Origin of the sequence: Myxococcus virescens (assembly GCF_900101905.1) — a bacterium.
Classification (GTDB): Bacteria; Myxococcota; Myxococcia; order Myxococcales; family Myxococcaceae; genus Myxococcus; species Myxococcus virescens.
In genome coordinates this window covers 1-21,790 of the sequence record NZ_FNAJ01000005.1, presented here as the reverse complement: position 1 = coordinate 21,790, position 21,790 = coordinate 1, and the positions used below count along the sequence as shown (strand labels likewise).

The following is a 21,790-nucleotide window of genomic DNA, read 5'->3' as shown; positions in this document are numbered from 1 at the left end:
GAGCGTGCCCCTCGTGCTTCCAGCAGGGGATGTGACGCGGCGTTCCGGGTGGTGCCTCCAGGCAGTGCTTCGGGACTCTCGACATGCACCTTCCGACCCGCGCCGACCCCGCCTCCGAATTCGTCTGCCCAGAGGATGTCACCCTCGTGGATATGTGTCGGGCTCGCGCCGCCGCGCAGCCAGACGACTGGATTTATACGTTTCTCGACGATGCGGGGGAGCAGGTCCTCTCCTACGCGGAGCTGGACGCGAGCGCTCGCGCGGTGGCGGCGCTGCTACAACGACACCTGGCGCCCGGTGAGCGCGCGTTGCTGTTGTACCCGCCGGGCCGCGACTACACGTTGGGCTTCCTGGCGTGTCTCTATGCGGGCGTGGTGGCGGTGCCCGCCTATCCACCGGACCCGATGCGGCTGGGCCGCACCTTGCCCAGGCTCCAGGCGCTGGTGGCGGACTGTGGCGCGCGGGTGGCGCTGACGACTTCCGGCATCGCGGACATGGTGGAGCCGCTCACGCAAGGGGCGCCTGACTTGCGGGCGCAGCGCTGGTTGGCCACGGACTCCGTGTCCCCGCACGAAGCAGCGGCCTGGCGCGCGCCCGTCCTGCGGGGCGACTCGGTGGCGTTTCTGCAATACACGTCGGGCTCGACGGGGACGCCACGAGGCGTGGTGCTGCGGCACCGTCATCTGCTGCACAACTCGTGGTTGATTGCCCGGGGCTTCGACACCCGCCCCAACCCGGTGGCCGCTTTCTGGTTACCGCCGTATCACGACATGGGCCTGATTGGAGGCCTCATCCAGGCGCTGTACCGCGACATCCCGTCGGTGCTGCTGCCTCCCATGTCCTTCCTCCAGCGCCCGCTGCGGTGGCTGGAGGCGATGTCGCGTTTCGGTGCGACGGTCTGCGGCGCGCCCAACTTCGCGTTCGACTTGTGCGTGCGCAAGACGACGCCCGAACAGCGCGCGGCGCTGGACCTGAGCCGGCTGGAGGTGGCGTTCAGCGGCGCGGAGCCCGTACGCGCGGACACGTTGGATCGGTTCGCGGAGGCGTTCGCCCCGGCGGGCTTCCGGCGCGAGGCCTTCTATCCCTGCTACGGGTTGGCGGAGGGAACGCTGATCGTCTCGGGAGGGACGCGCACGGCGGTACCGGTGGTGCGTCGTTTCGCTCGTGATGGCCTGCTGCGCGGCGAGGCGCGGGCACCCGAGGTGGACGCTCCAGCGACGGCGCTGGTGGGATGCGGGCAGGCGCTGGGCGGCCAGGACGTGCGGGTGGTGGACCCGGAAACCGGCCGTCCCTGTGCGCCGGGCCGCGTGGGTGAGCTCTGGGTGCGCGGTCCGAGCGTGGCGGATGGGTACTGGCAGCGCCCCGACGAAACGGAGCGCACGTTCCATGGCCGGCTGGCGGGCTCGGGAGAGGGCCCGTACCTGCGTACCGGAGACCTGGCCGTCATCGACGGCGGCGAGGTCTTCATCACCGGCCGCTTGAAGGACGTGCTGGTGTTGCGCGGCCTCAACTACTACCCGCAGGACCTGGAGCACTCCGCGGATCGCTGCCATCCCGGCGTGCGTCCCGGGTGCGGTGCCGCGTTCGCGGTGGACGCTGGCGACGAAGAGCGGCTGGTCATCGTGCAGGAGGTCGCCGCGAAGGTCGTCACGCCGGAAGCGGCGGCCGAGGTCGTCGCGAGCATCCGCGCGGCGCTGGGCGAAGCGCATGGCCTGGCCGTCCATGCCGTGGTGCTCATCACCGCCGGGTCATTGCCGAAGACGTCGAGCGGCAAGGTGCAGCGGCGCGCCACCCGTGAGGCTTTCCTGGCGGGGACGCTGGATGAGGTGCACGGATGGAAGGAGGACGCCGCGGCAGCGTCCTTGGACATCAGGCCTGACGCGGCACCCGAAGCGGCGGACGTGCTCGCGGTGCTCCGGTCCCGGCTGGCGTCACTGCTTGGCGCGAATGGGCCGGCGCTGAGCGTGGATGTGCCCCTGACGCACCAAGGGCTCGACTCGCTGAGAGCGCTGGAGGTGTTGCACGCCGTGGACGAGGCATGGGGCGTGTTGCCACCCATCACGGCGGTGCTCCAGGGGCAGAGCCTCCGCGAGCTGGCGCGGTGGGTCGAGCGGGCCCGGACCGAGGGCGCCGAGGCGCGGCCCGAGGCTCCGGCTGTCATGCCCGGCGACCCCGCGGCCTTCGTTTCCGATGGCCAGCAGGCATTGTGGTTCCTCCAGCGCATGGCGCCGGGCAGCAAGGCCTACCACGTGTCCCAAGCGGTGCGCTTCGTCACGCCAGTGGACGCCGGAGCGCTTGCGCGCGCGTTCTCCGCGCTCGTTGCCCGTCACCCCGCGTTGTCGTCCGCGTTCCCCGAGGTGCAGGGGGCGCCAGCGAGGAGAACCTGCGTCGCGCCGCCCGAGCTGGCGCGAGTGGAGACGTCCACTTGGACGGATGAAGCGCTGCGTGAGCGGCTCGATGCGGATGCGCGGGAGTCCTTCGACCTGGAGCGGGGCCCACTGGTGCGCGCCCGGCTCTACACCGGTGCGCCACGGGGCGACGTGTTGTTGCTCGCCATGCACCACCTGGTCACGGACTTCTGGTCATTGGAGGTCATCGCGGGGGAGCTGGGCGCGCTCTACACGGCGGAGGTCCGAGGCTCGCCGTCCGGCCTGTGGCCACCGCCGCCACCCGTGGCGCCCATCCTCCTGTCGTTGGCGCGGCGGTCCACGGGAGCGCAGGGCGAAGCGCTCCTGGCCTGGTGGCGTGAGCGCCTGGGGGGCGAGCTGCCCGTGTTGGAGCTGCCCACGTCATTCCCGCGACCCAGGCTCCAGTCGTTCAGAGGGGCGCAGGTGACCTTCCGTCTGCCGCGCGAGACGTCCACGCGGCTCAAGGCCCTGGCGCGGACGCACGGCGCCACGCCGTTCATGGTGCTGCTGGCCGGCTACCTGGCGTTCCTGCGGCGCTACTCGGGGCAGGAGGACCTCATCGTCGGTACGCCGACCACGGGCCGCCCGCGAGCGGACCTGTCGCGACAGGTGGGCTACTTCGTCAACCCCGTGGCCCTGCGCGCCCGGGTACAGCGCACGCTGTCCTTCTCTGGCCTGGTGGCGCGGGTTCGGACCACCGTGCTGGAGGCGCTGGAGCATCAGGAGCTGCCCTTCACGCGGCTCGTCGAGCAGCTTCAGCCGCGGCGTGACCCGTCGCGCGCGCCCATCTTCCAGACGATGTTCTCCCTGCAGTCCCCCCGTCCCGAGAACGAGCTCCTGGGCGCGTTCGCCGTCGGGGCTTCGGGCGCGCGCGCCCGGCTGGGCGAGGACCTGACGGTCGAGTCCGTCCCACTGAACCATCCGGGCGCCGCCTTCGATGTCGCGCTGATGATGGCGGAGCTGGAAGGGGCCTTCGTGGGGAGGCTGGAGTACTGCGCCGACCTCTTCGACGCCACGACCGCCGAACGGATGGCGCGCCACCTGGGGGCGCTGCTGGATGCCGCCGTGGCGCAGCCGGAGGTGCCGCTGGGGGACCTGCCCCTGTTGGCTCCCGACGAGCGCCGTACCCTGCTGGCGCTGGGGCGGAGGACACAGGACACGCGGGGCGCGCCCGTGCCCGGCATCGTTCACCGAATCGAAGACTGGGCCGCGAAGACGCCGCAGGCGCCTGCGCTCGTCGCGGGCGCGTCGAGCTGGTCCTATCGTGAGGTGGCGGCATGGGTGGCCCGGCTCGCCGCGCGCCTGCGGCGCCACGGTGTCGGGCCGGAGGTCCGTGTCGGCACGCTGCTGGAGCGCGGCAGCCCCGAGCAGGTCGTCGCCTTCCTCGCGATCTTGAAGGCCGGGGGCACGGTGGTGCCGCAGGAGCCCTCGTATCCCCCCGCCCGCGTGGCGTGGACGCTGGCGGACTGCGGCGCGCGCGTGCTGCTGGCCCAGGAGCGCTACGCGCAGCGCCTGGCGTTGCCCGAAGGGGTGACGCTGCTGTCATGGGAGGCGCACGGCGAAGGCGACGACCTGCCGGACACGTCCCTGTGGGAAACCGGCGAGCCACCTCCGGACTGCGCGGCCTACATCACCTATACGTCCGGGAGCACGGGCAAGCCCAAGGGCGTGGTGGTGCCGTACCGCGGCGCCGCGCACCTGTGCGAGTCAATGGTGTCGGACCTGCCTGTCGGGCCCGGCGCGCGGGTGTTGCAGTTCGCCTCGCCCGCGTTCGACATGTCGGCGTGGGACTACTTCCTGGCGCTGGCCTCGGGAGGCGCGCTGCACCTGTCGCCCGGTGGTCCCCCAGCAGGTGACGCGTTGTACCGGATGTTGCGCGAGCAGCGCATCACCTCGGCGACGTTGCCTCCCCCTGTCGCCGCGCTCCTTCCGGAGGGGCCGCTGCCGGACCTGTCGATGTTCATGGTGGCCGCGGAGGCGTGTCCGGCGAGCCTCGTGGCCCGTTTCGCCGAGGGCCGCGCTTTCTACAACGGCTATGGGCCGACCGAGGTGACGGTGGGCGCGACCTGGGGCGTCATCGCTCCGGATGAAGTGGGGCCGCCCAACATCGGGCGTTCCATGCCCCACGTGGACACCTATGTGCTCGACGACGCGCTCCAGCCGGTTCCAGTGGGTGTCGCGGGCGAGCTGTACGTCGGCGGGCCGTCGGTGGCCCGTGGCTATCTGGACCGGCCGGACCTCACGGCCGAGCGCTTCATCCCCGACCCCCACGGCGGCGAGCCCGGGGCCCGGCTCTACCGCACGGGGGACATGGCCCGCCGCCGCGCGGATGGAAGGCTGGACTTCGAGGGGCGCGCGGACGCGCAGCTGAAGATCCGTGGCTTCCGCATCGAGCCGGGTGAGGTGGAGACGGCGCTGCGCGAGCTCACCGGCATGCGCCAGGCCCACGTCACCGCGTGGCGTCCTTCCGTGGACGGCGAGCCGCGGCTGGTCGCGTACGTCGTGCCACCGCCCGGAGACATCCTTCCGCCGGGAGAGCTCCGGGCGCGGCTGCGCGAGCAACTCCCCGAACACATGATTCCGGTCGACATCGTCCCGGTGGAGGCGCTCCCGCTGCTGGCCACGGGCAAGGTGGACGTGCGCGCGCTGCCGCGGCCGTCGCTCGTCGTGTCACCAGCGGGCAAGCCTCGCACGCCGCTGGAAGAGACCGTGGCGCGCGCCTGGGCGGAGGCCCTGGGGCTGCCCGCCGTGGACGTGCATGCCCACTTCTTCGACGACCTGGGCGGCAGCTCGCTGTCCGTGGTGCGCGCGTGCTCGCGGCTGGGCGAGGCGCTGGGCCAGGACGTCCCCATCACCCACTTCTTCGAACACCCCACCATCCACGAACTCGCCCGCAGGCTGCAGGCCGAGGCACGCCCCGAGCCCACCTCTGACGTGAAGCACCAGTCGCGCGCGGAGGCCCGCCGGCAGGCGCTCCAGCGGCGCGGAAGGAACCCCCGGGGCCAGGACTGAGCACGACACCATGAGCGAGAACAACGGCAGCGCGGGTAGCGACATCGCCATCATCGGCATCGCCAGCCGCTTCCCCGGGAGCGCGGACGCACGGGCCTTCTGGCGCAACCTCCGCGAAGGCGTGGAGTCCATTTCCCGCGTGCCCGTCGAGGCGCTGGAGCCTTCTCCGCTGATGCCCGAGGCGGTGCGCCATCATCCGGACTTCGTGCCGGTGGCGGCGGAGCTGGAAGGCGGCGACCGCTTCGACGCGGCCTTCTTCGGCATGGCCCCGCGCGAGGCGGAGTGGATGGATCCGCAGCAGCGCGTGTTCCTGGAGTGTGCCTGGACGGCGCTGGAGGACGCGGCGCTCGACCCGGAGCGCTTCGCGGGAAAAATCTCGCTCTACGCGGGCGCGAGCGCATCCCTGCACAGCCTGGCGATGTTGGGGCAGGGGAATCTGGACCCGGCCTCGTTCTACGAGCTGATGAGCACCTCCGCGGAGAACCTGGCGACGCGGGCGTCCTTCAAGCTGGGCCTGCGGGGCGAAAGCCTGTCGCTCTACACCGCCTGCTCCACGGGGCTGGTGGCCGTCCACATGGCCTGCCAGAGCCTGCTGATGCGCCAGTCGGACGTGGCGTTGGCGGGCGCGGTGCGCCTGGCGATGCCGCAGCGCTCGGGCTACCTGTTCCAGGAGGGGATGATCCTGTCGCCGGACGGGCACTGCCGCGCGTTCGACGCGCGCGCGGCGGGAACAGTGCCGGGCAACGGCGTGGCGGTGGTGGTGCTCAAGCCGTTGGAGGACGCGCGCAGGGACGGTGATCGCGTGTACGCGGTCATCCGCGGCTCCTCCATCAACAACGACGGCGGCCTCAAGGTCGGCTACACGGCGCCCAGCGTGGAGGGGCAGGCGGACGTCATCGGCGAGGCGCTGGCCTTCGCGGGCCTGGACGCGGGCGACATCGGCTACGTGGAGGCGCACGGCACGGGCACTCCGTTGGGAGACCCCATCGAGGTCGCGGCGCTCACGCGGGCGTACCGTCGGCACACGGACCGGAAGGGGTACTGCGCGCTGGGGTCGGTGAAGCCGAACGTCGGCCACCTGGACACGGCCGCCGGTCTGGCGGGACTCATCAAGGCCACGCTGGCCCTGGCGCATGAGGAGCTGCCACCCACGCTCCATTTCGAGCGGCCGAATCCCGCCATCGACTTCGCGAACAGCCCGTTCTTCGTCGTCGACCGCCTGCGGCCCTGGCCCCGGGGCCCGGTGCCTCGCCGCGCGGGCGTCAGCTCGTTCGGAATTGGAGGGACGAACGCGCACGCGGTGCTGGAGGAGGCGCCGCTTCCGGAGCCTGCCCCACCGAGTGTCCGGCCCACCCAGGTGGTGACGCTGTCGGGCCGCTCCGCGGAGGCCCTGGCCGCCGCGGTGCGGGACCTGGCCGCCTGGCTGGAGGCCGCGCCGACCGACGTGGCGCTGGAGGATGTGGCCTTCACACGCAACGTGGGCCGCCGTGCCTTCGAGCACCGGCGGGCCTTCGTGGCGAAGGACCGCGCGGAGCTGCTGGCGAAGCTGCGCGGCCCCGGGAAGCCCCAGGTCGTGGAGAACGTCGTGGCGGCGCGCGAGCAGGGCGTGGCCTTCCTGTTCCCGGGCCAGGGCGCGCAGACGGTGGGCATGGGACGCGCGCTTCACGCAGCGGAGCCCGTCTACCGTGAGGCCCTGGAGGCCTGCCTGGAGGGGCTGGGGGCCCGGTTGGGGGCGGCGGTGCGTGACGTGCTGTTTCCCTCGCCTGGAGCCGAGGTTGCCGCGGAGCAGACGTTGGCCGACCCGGGCATCGCGTTGCCCGCCTTGTTCGCCGTGGAGTACGCGCTGGCGCGTCAATGGGAAGCCTGGGGTGTGCGCCCGCGCGCGCTGCTGGGGCACAGCTTTGGCGAATACGTGGCGGCCTGCCTCGCGGAGGTGCTGCCGCTGGAGGATGCGCTGGCGCTGGTGTCGGCGCGAGGCCGTCTGATGGCGCGGATGCCGCCCGGAAGCATGACGGCGGTGGCTTGCGCGGAAGAGGAGGTGCGTCCGCTGCTGACGGGGGCATTGTCGCTGGCCGCCGTGAATGGGCCGGACCGGTGCGTGGTGTCCGGGCCCTCGGGGGACGTGGAGGCGTTGGAGCGCGAGCTGAGCGCGCGGGGCGTGGGCGTGCTGCGGCTGCCCGCGCGGCATGCGTTCCACTCGGCGGCGGTGGAGCCGGTGATGGAGGAGCTGCGGCGCGTGGTCGCGGGCCTGCGCCTGTCCGCGCCCCAGCGTCCGTACATCTCCAGTGTCACCGGGACGTGGATTCGCCCGGAGGAGGCGACGGACCCGGATTACTGGCTGCGCCAGATGCGGGCACCGGTGCGCTTCGGGGACGGGCTGGAGACGCTGAAGGCGGACGGGTGCGACGTCTTCCTCGAAGTCGGACCGGACCAGGCGCTGACCGCCCTGGCGAGGCTGGGGCTGCGAGGGCACCGAGGACGCGCCGTGGCCTCGCTGCCCCGGGCGGGCTCGGCCCTGGATGCACACGCCGCGTTGATGGAGGCGCTCGGAACGGTCTGGGCGCAGGGGCTCGCCATTGACTGGCAGCGCGTCTACGCGCACGAGTCACGCCAGAAGGTGGCGCTGCCCACCTATCCCTTCCAGCGACAGACCTTCCGGACCCCGCTGCCCACCTCGGTGGTGGCCCGGGCGGAGGCGCCCACGGTGGTGGCGGAGCGCCCCGCGGAAGCCGGAAGCGCGCCCCACCTGGAGGCGCCAGCGGAACAGGCCGGGGCCCACACGGATGTGGAGCGCAAGGTGTTGGCCATCTGGCGCGAGCGGCTGGGCCGGACCGACTTCGGCATCCACGACGACTTCCTGGAGCTGGGTGGCAACTCGCTGATGGCGGCGCAGTTGTTGACCCGCCTGCGGGAGGCATTCCCTGTCTCACTCCCCTTGAGCGATGTCTTCGATGCGCCCACGGTGGCGGGCATTTCGGCCCGCATCCAGGCGCGGCTGGGCACGCCCGGGACGGCGCCCACGGACCCGGTCCTGCCGCCACTGGTCAGCATCTCGCGTGGCGGAGCGTTGCCGCTGTCCGTGGTGCAGGAGCGCATCTGCGCGCTGGAGCAGGCCCTCCCCGGCAACCCGGCCCTGAACATGTATGTGGTGTTGCGGCTGCATGGCGCGCTGGACGTGGCGCTGCTGGAGCGGGGACTGGAGGCGGTGGCACAGCGTCACGAGGCGCTGCGCACGTCCTATCCGCGTGGAGAAGGCGCTCCGAGCGTCCGCATCGCCCCGGAGCTGAAGTTGCCGCTCTCCGCCGAACCGCTGGACCCCGCGGCGTGGCAGCCGCGCGTGCACGACGAGGTGGCCCGGCCGTTCGACCTGGAGCACGGGCCAGTCGTCCGAGCCCGGCTCTGGCGGCTGGCGCCGGAGGAGCATCTGCTGGCGGTCACCGTGCACCACGTGGTGTGTGACACCTGGTCGCTGGTGGTGCTCGCGAAGGAGCTGGGCGACCACTACACCGCCTTCATGCAAGGGCGGCCGGTGGCGCTGTCCACCTTGCCCGTGCAGTACGTGGACTACGCGGCCTGGCAGCAGCAGGCGCTGAAGAACGGCGCGTTTGCTTCCCAGGTCGCGGCCTGGCGAGGCCGTCTGGCGGCGTTCCCGCGTCCGCTCGAGCTGCCGGTGGACCGACCGAAGGGGGAGGGGCCCGCGCTTCGTGGCCAGTGCTTGCGCGTGGGCTTCTCGCGCGCGCTTTCGGCCTCGGTCCAGGCGTTCGCGCAGCGAGAGGGTGTCACGCCGTTCATGGTGCTGTTGGCCTCCTGGAAGGCGCTGCTGTCGCGCTGGACGGGCCGGGATGACGTCGTGGTGGGGACGCCCATTGGCAACCGGAGCCGGCCGGAGCTGGAGCCGTTGATCGGCTACGTGGCGCACTCCGTCCCGTTGCGGACGGACCTGTCCGGGGACCCACCCTTCAAGGAGCTGGTGGCGCGCGTGCGCGAGGTGATGATGGAGGCCTACGCGCACCCCGACGTGCCATATGAGTCGCTGGTGCGGGAAGTCGAGCCCGCGAAGGACACCGGCCGCGGCCGGGTCTTCGACTCGATGTTCGTGCTGCACAGCCGGTTCAATCTGAACCTGGAGCTGCCGGGTCTGCGCATGAGCCTGGCGGAGCTCGAGAACGGTCCACCCGAGTTCGGCACCGTCCTGTCGGACCTGTCCGTGGGCCTGGGGGATCACGAGCACGGCTTCTCCGGTACCGTCGATTACGCGGAGGAGCGCTTCGAGCGGGACACCGTGGAGCGGATGGTGGCGCATTGGACCGCGCTGCTCGAAGCGGCGGTGGCGGAGCCCGGCCTGGCCCTCTCCGCGCTGCCGCTGGAGCACGCACGGGCCAGTCAGGCGCTGGCCTCGGAGCCCGAGGCATCCGCATCGGCGGTGACGCCAATCGCGGCGCTGCTTCGGGCTCGCGCCATGACGGACGCGTCCCAGGTAGCGATGACGGCGCCGGACGGGCGGGGCGTGACGTGGGGCGAGTTGCAAGGGGCCGTGGGGCGTCTGGCCGCCGTGCTGTCGGACCGCGGCGCAGGGCCCGAGGCGCTGGTGGCAGTGTGCCTGGAGCCGTCGGTGGAGCGCGTGGTCGCGCAGTGGGCGGTCCAGGAGACGGGCGCGACCTACGTCCTGCTTTCCGTGCCTCGGTTGATGGAGCTGCCGGACCTCGCGCCTCCAGGCGCGCCGCCTCCGCTGCTGTTGACCCACGCGAAGGTCCGCACGGGCGTATCCCTGGATGCCGCGCGCGTCCTCCATGTGGAGACGGTGCTCGCGCACGCAGGAGATTCAGCCCGAGGCACCCCAGTGGCGCCGCTGCGGGCTTCTGACTCGGAGCGGGTCTGCCTCGAGCCGTGGACAGGGCCTCGGGGCGAGCAGCTCTGGGCCATCCACACACACCGCACCGTGGCGGGGCTGTTCGGCCGCCTGGACGCGGATGTGACCACGGCGGAAGGTGTCTGGCTCGCGGCGGAGGAGCCGCAGGCTGCCGGCGCCGGGCTGGAGGTCCTCTGGGCCCTGACTCGCGGGCTGCGGGTGGTGTTGCCAGCGGAGCGCGCGCGCTTCACGCAGGTGGGGGCCGGCGCGGAGCCTGCTCGACGGCGCCTGGACTTCAGCCTGTCGTTCTTCGCCAACGACGAGGACTCGCTGGGCGGTCGTAAATACCGCCTGCTGCTGGACGCCGCGAAGTTCGCGGATGCGAATGGCTTCTCCGCGGTGTGGACGCCGGAGCGGCATTTCCATGCGTTCGGCGGCCTGTACCCGAGGCCGGCGGTGGTGGGCGCGGGGGTGGCCACGGTGACGCAGCGCCTGGGCATCCGCGCGGGAAGCGTGGTGCTGCCGTTGCACGACCCCATCCTCGTCGCGGAGGAGTGGGCCGTGCTGGACAACCTGTCCGATGGCCGCGTGGGCGTGTCCTTCGCTTCGGGCTGGCACGCGAATGACTTCGTGTTCGCGCCGGACCGGTACGCGCGCCGGAAGGAGGTCATGCACCGAGGCATCGAGGAGGTGCGCACCCTGTGGCGAGGCGGGACGGTGCGCCGGCGCAACGGCGCGGGCGCGGAAGTGTCGCTCTCACTGCGGCCACGCCCGGTGCAGCAGACGCTGCCCATCTGGCTCACCGCTGCCGGAAACCCGGAGACCTTCCGGCTGGCGGGCGAGCTGGGGGCCTACGTGCTCACCAACCTGATGGGCCAGCACCTGGAGGACCTGGAGGGGAAGGTGGCGCTGTACCGCGACGCCTGGCGGCAACATGGCCATGCGGGACGGGGACACGTGAGCTTGATGCTGCATGCGTATCTCGGTGACGACCCGGCCGAGGTCCGGCGTCGGGCACGACAGCCGCTGCTCGACTACTTCCGCAGCTCCGTGGACATCGCCGCGGGCTTCATGGCCGGCATGGGGCTCGGCATGGACCCCCATTCGCTGACGCCCGCGGACATGGATGCGCTGCTGGCGCATGGCGTGGAGCGGTACGTGGAGAGTGGCGGCCTCTTCGGTACGCCGGACTCCTGTGGGCCCATGGTGGAGCGTGTCCAGCGGCTCGACGTGGATGAAATCGCCTGCCTGGTGGACTTCGGGGTGGAGGTAGAGGCGACCCTGGAGGGGTTGCGGCACCTCGACGCCTTGCGCGGTCGTCATGCCCTGGAGCCCGGACTCGCGGTCCCGATGCCGTCGCTGCGGGAAGGCCCGGGGGCGGCGGAGGCCCTGCTGGCGCTCGTGCGCGAGACGGGCATTACGCACCTGCACTGCACCGCGGCGCTGGCGCGCTCGATGCTGGCGCTCCCCGACGCGACGGAGGCGCTCCGGCCCATCCGCCACGTCTGGATCGAAGGCGCGTCCGAAGAAGCGGCGGCATCCCTGGCGCACGCCATGCCCTGGCGTGTCGCGCACCGGCAGCCGGACCTGGGCCTGGGGGCCTGGGGGCTCGCCGCCGTGCCGGGAGATGCCTCGCGCTGGGATGTCGTGGATGGGCGCGGTCAGCCCGTGCCGGTGGGCGTCATCGGTGAGCTGGTGGTGAAGGGCGCGGGCGTGCCTCGCGGGCTCTGGAACGCGCCGGACCCCACGTCCGTGCGCATCCTCGCTGGAAGCACGGATGCCGCGAGGCGGATGGCCACGGGCCGGCGTGCGCGGCGCAAGCGGGATGGCTCGCTGGAGCTGTTGCCCGCGCTGCCTGTCCCGGAGGGCAGGCCGACACCCCCGAAGGCGATGGAGGCTCGGGAAGGCGTGGCGAAGAAGCCCGAGGCGCCCGCGCCCATCACCCGGGTCCCTCGGGGACGTCCGCTGCCGCTGTCGTTCGCGCAGCAGCGGCTCTGGTATCTGGACCGGCTGGAGCCGGGCAACGCCGCCTACAACAACGCCGTCGCGTTCACCGTGAGCGGCGCTCTGGATGCCGCGGCGCTGGAGCGAGCGTTGAACGCGGTGGTGCGCCGGCATGAGGCCCTGCGGACCACGTTTTCCATGGAGGGCATCGAGGCGGTGCAGACCCTCGCGCCGTCGCTGGAGCTCTCCATCTCCCTGGAGGCGGCGGAGGGCGCCAGTGCAGCGGACGTCGCCCGCTGGACACGTGAAGAGGCGCGCCGTCCCTTCGACCTGGAGCGGGGGCCGCTGCTCCGCGCGACCTTGCTGCGGTTGGGAAGCACCGAGCACGTCCTGCTCATCACGCTGCACCACATCATCTCGGACGGCTGGTCCGCGGGCGTGATGGTGCACGAGTTGGCTCGGCTGTACGAGGCCGAGCTGACGGGCCAGCCTGCCGCCTTGCCCGCCCTGCCGGTGCAGTACGCGGACTACGCGCTCTGGCAGTTGGAGCAGATGCGGGGCTCCGCCCTGAAGGCCGAACAGGCGTGGTGGCGCGACGTGCTGGCGGATGTCCCCGTGCTCCAACTGCCCGTGGACCGTCCGCGTCCTCCGTTGCAGACGCACGAGGGCGAGCAACTGCCCTTCGCCGTTCCGAAGTCCCTCACCGACGCCTTGGTGGCGGTGGGGCGGAAGGAGGGCGCCACCCCCTTCATGGTGCTGATGGCCGCGTGGCAGGTCCTGCTGCATGCGTACACCGGGCAAGACGACTTCGCGGTGGGCACGCCGGTGGCGGGCCGCGACCGGCCCGAAGTCGAACCGCTGATTGGCTGCTTCATCAACTCCATGGCCCTGCGCGCCGACCTGTCCGGCGACCCCTCGTTCGCGGAGGTCCTGGGGCGGGTGCGAAGAACGGCGCTGGACGCGTTCGCGCACCAGGAGGTGCCCTTCGAGAAGCTGCTGGAGGTGCTGCACGCGCCGCGCGACCTCAGCCACACGCCCGTCTTCCAGACGATGGTGATTCTGCACAACACGCCCCCCGCGGCGTTGTCGCTCGTCGGGCTCCAGCTCCGCAGCCGTCCCGTGCATGCGGGTGCGACCAAGCTGGACCTCGCGCTGGAAGTCACCGAGACGCCCGAGGGGCTGCGAGGCAGCATCGAGTACAACACCGGGCTCTTCGAGGCGGAGACCATCGCCCGGCTGTCAGGCTCGCTCATGCGCTTGCTGGAGGTCGCCGCGAGCAGCCCGGAAGTCCGGCTGTCCCAGCTCGACCTGCTGGACCGCGCGGATCGAAACCGGTTGCTCGAGGAGTGGAATCCCGCGCCCACGGTAGGGCACCTCCCAGCGGACACGTTGCCTTCGCGGTTCCTGGCCCAGGTGTCACGGACGCCGGACCGGGTGGCGGTGGAGGATGGCGTCCGGACACTCACGTATCGCGAGGTGGAGGTGCTGTCGGGACGACTGGCCCGACACCTCGTGTCGCGAGGCGTGAAGCGAGGTGACATCGTCGCGCTCGCGGTATCGCAGCCGGCGGAGGTCGTCGCGGGGCTGATGGGCGTGACCCGTGCGGGGGCGGCCGTGGTGGTGCTCGACGTGGACCATCCGGCGGAGCGTCTGGCTGGCATCCTCGCGGACACACGGGCCCAGGCGCTGGTCGCCTCCGAGTCGTGCCGTGCCCGGGTTCCCTCGCGCGAGGGGCTGACGGTCATCCCCCTGGATTCCCTGCCCGAGGCGTCCGAGGACGTGCGCGGCCTTCCGGAGGGGACGGATGCGGCGTGTGTCGTCTACACCTCCGGCTCCACCGGTCGGCCGCGTGGCGTGGTGCTGGAGCACCGGCACCTGGTGGCCGCGACCCAGGCCCGCGCCGACGTGTACGGCGAGCCGGGCGTGGTGATGTCCCTGACACCTTTCACCTTCGACGCCTCGCTGGCGGGACTGCTGTGGTCCTTGTTCGGAGGCGGCACGCTGCGCTACCCGGACGCCGAGGAACATGGGGACCCGCGCCGGCTCGCCGAGCGGATCGCGCGCTCTCACGTCACGCACCTCGTCTCCGTGCCCTCGCTCTATGGGCAGATATTGGCGGCGGCGCCGGTGGGAGGGCTGAGGGGCCTGCGCGCGGTGAGCGTGGGAGGCGAGCCGTGTCCCGTGGAGTTGACGCGGGCCCATCATGAGGCGTTGCCCGCGGTGTCCCTGTTCAACGAGTACGGCCCCACGGAAGCCACCATCTGGAGCACGGTGCACCGGGTGCGTGTGGACGAAGAGGGGCGCGTGCCCATCGGACGCGCGGTGCCTGGGGCCCGCGTGTACCTGTTGGACGCGCACCGCAGGCTGGTGCCGCGGGGCGCACCGGGTGAGCTGTACGTGGGCGGCGCGGGCGTGGCGCGAGGCTACCTGGGCCAGCCTGGGCTCACGTCCGAGCGCTTCGTGGCGGACCCCTTCGACGGCCGCTTGGGCGCGCGCATGTACCGCACGGGCGATGTGGCGCGCTGGCGGGCGGACGGGACGCTGGAGTTCATCGGCCGCGTGGACCATCAGGTGAAGGTGCGGGGCTTCCGCATCGAGCCGGGTGAGGTCGAAGCCGCGCTGCTCGCGCATCCGGCGGTGAAGGAGGCCGTCGTCGTCGCGCGTGAGGATGGGAAGGGGCCGAAGCGCCTGGTCGCCTACGGGGTGCTCGCGACGGAGGGGCCGGGTGAGAAACCAGACGCACAGGCCCTGAAGGAGTGGGTGCGTTCGCGCCTGCCGCCGTACATGGTCCCCTCGGCCTTCGTCGCGATGGACGCGCTGCCGCGCACCCGGCACGGCAAGGTGGACCGCCGAGCGTTGCCAACGCCGGACCCGGCCTCCGCGGCGGCGCCGGCCGCGCCTCATTCGGAGGTGGAAGCCACGCTGGTGTCGCTCTGGCGGGAGGTGCTGAGCGTCGAACGCGTGGGCATCCACGACGACTTCTTCGAGCTGGGGGGCGACTCCATCCTGGGACTGCAGATCGTCACCCGCGCACGCGCGCAGGGCATCGAGCTGTCCCCGAAGCAGCTCTTCCAGAACCCGACGGTGGCGCGGCTCGCCTCGGTCGCTGGAACGCGCCTTGCGGTGCAGGCCGAGCAAGGCCCCGTCGTGGGGCCGGTGGCGCTGACGCCCATCCAGCACTGGTTCTTCAACCTGGGATTGGAGGCGCCACACCACTGGAACATGTCCCTGCTGCTGGAGGCGAGAGCCTCCCTGGACGCCGCCTTGCTGGAGCGCGCATTGGCGCACCTGCTGGCGCATCATGACGCGCTCCGGCTGGGCTTCGCGGGCGGGGAGGACGGCTGGCATCAGGCCATCTGCGAGCCAGGCGCGCGCGTCACGGTGGCGCGCGTGGACCTGTCGGCCGTGCCGGAGGTGGAGCGCCCCTCGGCACTGTCGCGGCACGCGGAGGCGGCGCAACGCGCGCTGCGTCTGGAAGGGCCGCTCGTCCAGGCGGTGTTGCTGGAGTGGGGCGCGGGCCACGCCACGCGGCTGATGCTGGCGGTGCATCACCTCGTGGTGGACGCGGTGTCATGGCGCATCCTCCTGGAGGACCTGGCGACGGCGTACACGCGGCTCGCGGCGGGGGACGCCGTGGTGCTGCCTCCGAAGACGACGTCGTTCCAGGCGTGGGCCCGTGGCCTGGAGGCGCTGGCACGCTCGCAGGCGCTGACGGCGGAGCGGGCCTGGTGGCTGGAGCGGCCCTGGCGCGAGGCCCACCGGCTGCCCGTGGACTTCACGGGGGGCCTCAACACGGAGGCCACCGCGAGCACGGTGCAGGTGACGCTGGAGCCAGAGCAGACGCGCACGCTGCTGCAAGATGTCCCAAAGGCGTGGCACACGCAGCCGCAGGAGCCCCTGCTGACGGCGCTGGCGCAGGCACTGACCGCGTGGGCGGGAGGGGCCGTCGCGCTGGTGGACGTGGAGGGGCACGGACGAGAAGAGGTGCTTCCGGGCGTGGATGTCTCTCGCACGGTGGGCTGGTTCACCCGGGTGTTTCCCGCGCTGCTCGACCTGCGGGGGACGACGGGGCCGGGCGAGGCCCTTCGCGCCGTGAAGGAGGGGCTGCGCGCCGTGCCGTCACGAGGCATGGGGTGGGGGCTGCTCCGCTACGTGGCGAGGGACGCGGCGCTGGCGGCCTTGCCATTGGCGGAGGTGGGCTTCAACCACTTGGGCCAGCTCGATGGCGTCGTGGGCGAGGGGGCTCCCTTCGTGCTCGCACCCGAGGCGGCGGCCCTGCGGCAGCGAGCCCCGAGCGCGCGGCGGCCATACCTGCTCGATGTGACGGGCATGGTGCGTGACGGGCGGTTGGTGGTCCTCTGGACGTTCAGCGAGGCGGTGCACCGCCGTGAGACGGTGACGCGTGTCGCCGAGGACTTCCTCGCGCGCCTCCAGGCGCTGGTGCACGCATCGCGCGCGCCGGATGCGGGAGGGCACTCGCCCTCTGACTTTCCGCTCGCGAAGGTGAAACAGGCGCAGCTCGACAAGCTGTCCGCACGGTTTGGAAAGAAGACGCGATGAGCGACAACATCGAGGACCTGTACCCCCTGTCGCCGTTGCAGGGCGGCATGCTGTTCCATGCCATCGCAGAGCCCGGCCGGGGGCTGTACTTCAACCAGCTCGTCTGCGAGCTGCGCGGCCACCTGGACGTGGCGCTCTTCACCCAGGCGTGGAACACGGTCGTCGCGGCGCACCCGGTGCTGCGCACGGCGTTCGTCTGGGATGACGTGGACGAGCCGATGCAGGTCGTTCTGCGCGAGGTGGACCTGCCGGTCCGCATCGAGGACTGGCGCGACCTGTCGCCCGAAGCACGCGAGTCGCGGCTGGAAGCCTTGCTGGCACAGGACCGTCGCGAGGGCTTCGACCTGTCCTGGGCGCCGTTGGTGCGCCTGGCACTGCTGCGCGTCGGCGATGATGCGCATCGCTTCGTCTTCAGCCACTCCCACCTGATCCTGGACGGCTGGTCCGTGCCGCTGGTGATCCGCGACGTCCTCGCCCTGTACGAGGGCTCGTGTGCGGGGAAGCAGCCTCGCATCGCGGCGCCTCGGCCGTATCGGGACTACATCGGGTGGCTGGGCGAGCAGGACCTGGCGGTGTCCGAGTCGTTCTGGCGGCAGGCGCTCGAAGGCTTCGACGCGCCCACGAATCCTCGCGTCGAGCCCGGTGGCGGTGAAGGGAAGGGCAAGGCCTCGCGAGAGCTGTTCCTGTCGGAGGCGCTCACCTCGGAGCTGAGCCGCTTCGCGCGGAAGCAGGGGCTCACGTTGCACACCCTGGTGCAGGGGGCCTGGGCCTTGGTGCTCGGTCACCTGTGCGGGGCGGAAGACGTTGTCTTCGGCACCACTGTCTCCGGACGTCCCCCGGGACTCGCGGGCGTGGAGGACATGGTCGGGCTGTTCATCAACACCCAGCCCGTGCGAGTGCGGCTGCCTCCCGGTGCATCGTTCGGGCCCTGGCTGCGGCAGATCCAGGAGATGCAGGTGGAGGCGCGGCAGCACGAGCACGCGCCGCTGGTGAAGGTCCAGCGCTGGAGCGGCGTGCCCGCTGGCACCTCGCTCTTCGAGACGTTGGTCGTCTTCGAGAACTATCCGCTGGATGCCGAGCTCACGTCCTCCGCCAGGGCCTTGGCGGTGCGGGATATTCGCGCGGTCGAGGCGGACCACTTCCCGCTGACGCTCATCTCGACGAACGGCTCCCGGCTTCCGCTGTGCTTGCGGTACGACCGGGCGCGCTTCTCCGCGGCCTTCGCGGATGTACAGCTCGAACGACTCCGCTTCGTGCTGGAGGCGATGGCGGCAAGGCCGGACGGCGCTCTGGGGACGCTGTCTCTGCTCTCCGAGCCCGAGCGTCACCAGGTGCTCGTGGCGTGGAACGACACGCGCACCGGCTTCGCACCCTGGGCCAGCGTGCAGGAGCGCTTCCTGGCGCAGGTCGCACGCAACGCGGACGCGCCAGCGGTCCGGTGCGAGGAGAAGGAGGTGACGTACGGGGCGCTGGACGCACGGGCCAATCAGCTCGCGCACCAGTTGAGAGTGCAGGGCGTAGGGGCGGATGTGCCCGTGGCGCTGTGCCTGGAGCGAGGTGTGGAGTGGGTGGTGGGGATGCTCGGCATCCTGAAGGCAGGGGGCGCCTACGTGCCGCTGGACCCCTCGCAGCCAGAGTCTCGGCTGCGGATGCTGGTGGAAGAAGTCGGCGCGCCAGTGGTGGTGACGCAGGCGCGATACGCCGCGATCTTTGAAGGGACGCGCGCGCGCCGGGTGGCGGTGGATGGAGAGGCCGCGCTGCTGGAGCGGTGGCCTTCAGCGGCACCTCCGCTCGTGGCGGTGCACCCGGAGCAGCTGGCGTACGTGCTGTTCACGTCAGGCAGCACCGGGCGGCCCAAGGGGGTGGCGGTCACACACGGGCAGCTGGCGAATTATGTGCAAGCGGCCATTGAGAGGTTGGGTTTGGCCGACTGCGCCAGCTTCGCGCTGGTGTCGACGGTGGCGGCGGACCTGGGGAACACGGTGCTGTTCCCGGCGCTGTGCACCGGAGGGCTGCTGCATGTGCTGACGCAGGAGCGAGCGAGCAGTCCGACGGGCGTGGCGGAGTACTTCGCCCGGCATGGGGTGGACTGCGTGAAGCTGGTGCCCTCGCACCTCGCGGCGCTGATGAGCGGCGCGGAGCCGAGACTGGTGCTGCCGAGGAAGCGGCTGGTGGTGGGCGGGGAGGCGGCGTCGTGGAGCCTGCTGGAGCAGGTGCATGCGCTGGCGCCCGGGTGCGAGGTGTACAACCACTACGGCCCGACGGAGGCGACGGTGGGCGTGTTGGCGGGGCGCGTGGAGCTGCCGCGTCGGCCGACATCGCCAGCGGCGGTGCCGCTGGGGCGGCCGATGGGCAACACGCGGGTGTACGTGCTGGATGGGAGCCTGCGTCCCGTGCCGGTGGGAGTGGCGGGGGAGCTGTACGCGGGAGGCGCCCAGGTGACGCGAGGGTACCTGGGGCATCCGGAGCTGACGGCGGAGCGGTACGTGCCGGACCCTTACGGTGGGGAGCCTGGCGCGAGGATGTACCGCACGGGAGACAAGGTGCGGTGGCTGGCGGACGGGCGTTTGGAGTTCATCGGCCGGGTCGACTTCCAGGTGAAGGTGCGGGGCTTCCGGGTGGAGCCTGGGGAAGTGGCGACGGTGCTCAGAGCGCATCCCGAGGTCCGGGACGCGGTGGTGGTGGCGCGCGAAGACGTGCCCGGAAACAAGCGACTGGTGGCGTATGCCACGCCCGCCTCGCAGCCAGCACCTGACACGGCGGCGCTGCGCGCGTTCCTCCAGCAGCGGCTCCCTGGGCACATGGTGCCGTCCGCGCTGGTGGTGCTGGACGCCCTGCCGCTGACACCCAATGGCAAGGTGGACTGGCGCGCGCTGCCGCCGCCAGCGCTGCCCGAAGAGGCAGCGCGGGTCTTCGAGGGGCCGCGCAACGCGAAGGAAGAGACACTCACGGCCATCTGGGCGCAGGTGCTCGACCGGCCGCGGGTGGACATCCACGAGAACTTCTTCGAGCTGGGGGGCGACTCCATCATCGCCATCCAGGTTGTCTCGCGGGCCGAGCAGGCGGGACTGCACCTTCGGATGAAGCAGCTCTTCGACCACCCGACCGTGGCGGGGCTGGCGGCGGTGGCGGGGGATGCTCCCACCGTTGATCCCCAGCTCACGGAGGAGCCTCCGTCCGGGCCCGCTTCCGGCTTTCCGTTGTCGGGGCTCTCCCCGGACGGCCTGGAGGCGTTCTCCAAGAGGCTGGCCACGCACGGTTACCACCTGGAAGACGTCGAGGACCTCTACCCGCTGTCACCGCTCCAGCATGGAATCTTGATCTCCCATCTCCAGGAGAGCGAGACCCAGCCGTACTTCAATCAGATCTCCTTTGAACTCGAAGGCCCACTGGATGAGCGCGCCTTCGTGGAAGCGTGGCGGCAGGCCGCCGATCAGTACGCCATCCTCCGGACCGCGTTCTTCTGGGAGGGGCTGGACACGCCGCTCCAGGCGGTGATGCGCGAGGTGCTGCCTCCCGTCGACGTCGAGGACTTGCGTCACCTGTCCGAGGCCGACCAGAAGGCCCGACTGGCCGCGTTCTTCGAGGAGGACCGCCGAAGGGGGCTGGTGCTCACCCGCGCGCCCGGCTTCCGGCTGACGATGCTTCGCACGGGAGCGCGTGTGTGGCGCGTGGTGTTCAGCCTGACGCACCTGTTGCTGGACGGGTGGTCCACACAGGTGGTGCTGCGGGAGGTCCTCACCCGGTATGAGGCGCTGCGGCGAGGCGTGACGCTGGCACGAAGCGCCGTGCGGCCGTACCGCGACTACATCGCGTGGCTGGGGCGTCAGGACCTGGGCGCCGCGCGGGACTTCTGGCGCGCCGCGCTGGCGGGCTTCACGGAGCCCACCCGCTTGGAACTCGGAAGGGCGCCGCGTGATGTGACGCTCCTGGGAGAAGTGCTGCTCCGGATGAGCGCGGAGGAGACGGCGGCACTGGAGGCCTTCTCGCGCCAGCAGGGCGTCACGGGAGGCACGCTGTTGCAAGCGGCCTGGGCGCTGTTGCTCTGGCGCTATACCGGAGAGGACGACGTCCTGTTCGGGTTGACCGTCTCCGGCAGGCCCCCGGAGCTTGCCGGCATCGAGGCGATGGTGGGCTTGTTCATCAACGCCATCCCCGTGCGAGTGCGCCTGCCCGCGTCGAGCCCCGTGGGCTCCTGGCTGAAGGGGCTGCAGGCCTGGCTCCAGGAGGCGAGGCAGTACGAGACGTCGCCCCTGGTGGAGGTGCGCCGCTGGAGTGAGGTTCCTCCTGGCCCCGCGTTGTTCGAGAGCCTGGTCGTCTTCGAGAACTACCCCCGGGATGCGGGCCTCACCACGATGTCGGACGAGCTGGTGGTTCGCGACCCGTACATCGTCGAGGTGGACTCACATCCGGTGACGATGATGGCCGTCCCCGGGCGTGAATGGCAGCTGCGCCTGACCTACGACGCCAGGCGCTTTGATGCGTCGGCGGCGAAGCGGATGGTCGAGCAGGCCCGCCAGCTTCTGCGCGAACTGTGTCGTTCGGATCGTCGGACCTTGTCTGAGCTGTCGATGATGTCGGAGGAGGAGCGTCGCCGTTTGGTGGAGGAGTGGAGCGGGCGACGAGAGGAGTACCCGAGGGAGGCGTCGCTGGCGGAGCTGTTTGAAGCGCAGGTGGAGAGGACACCGGGCGCGGTGGCAGTGGAGTGGGCAGGGCAGCAGGTGAGTTACGAGGCGTTGAATCGCCGAGCAAACCAGTTGGCGCACCACCTGAGGGGAATGGGAGTGGGGCCCGAGGTACGAGTGGGGTTGTGCGTGGAGCGCTCGTTGGAGTGGGTGGTGAGCGCGCTGGGGATTCTGAAGGCGGGTGGGGTGTACGTGCCGCTGGACGCGAGCTACCCGCTGGAGCGGCTGGGGTGGATGAAGCGGGAGGCGGGGGTGGCGCTGCTGGTGGCGCAGGAGAAGCTGGCGGACGAGGTGGCTGCGGGTGGAGAGCTGGTGGTGAGCGTGGACACGGA

Annotated in this window: 3 protein-coding genes; all 3 read left to right on the top strand. The window is 71.5% G+C overall.

Annotated features, from left to right (window positions below):
- Positions 1-83 precede the first annotated feature (83 nt).
- Positions 84-5,420, top strand: a complete 5,337-nt coding sequence (locus BLU09_RS16220) for a non-ribosomal peptide synthetase (protein ID WP_090490458.1) — start codon at positions 84-86, stop codon at positions 5,418-5,420.
- Positions 5,421-5,430: 10 nt separating this feature from the next.
- The gene (locus tag BLU09_RS16215) at positions 5,431-16,773 is read left to right on the top strand and encodes a hybrid non-ribosomal peptide synthetase/type I polyketide synthase (protein WP_090490457.1); all 11,343 of its coding nucleotides are present in this window, start codon (positions 5,431-5,433) and stop codon (positions 16,771-16,773) included.
- The coding region (locus BLU09_RS16210; protein WP_143043142.1) for a non-ribosomal peptide synthetase at positions 16,770-21,790 on the top strand (5,021 nt) is incomplete at its 3' end. The genes BLU09_RS16215 and BLU09_RS16210, both read left to right, overlap by 4 nt.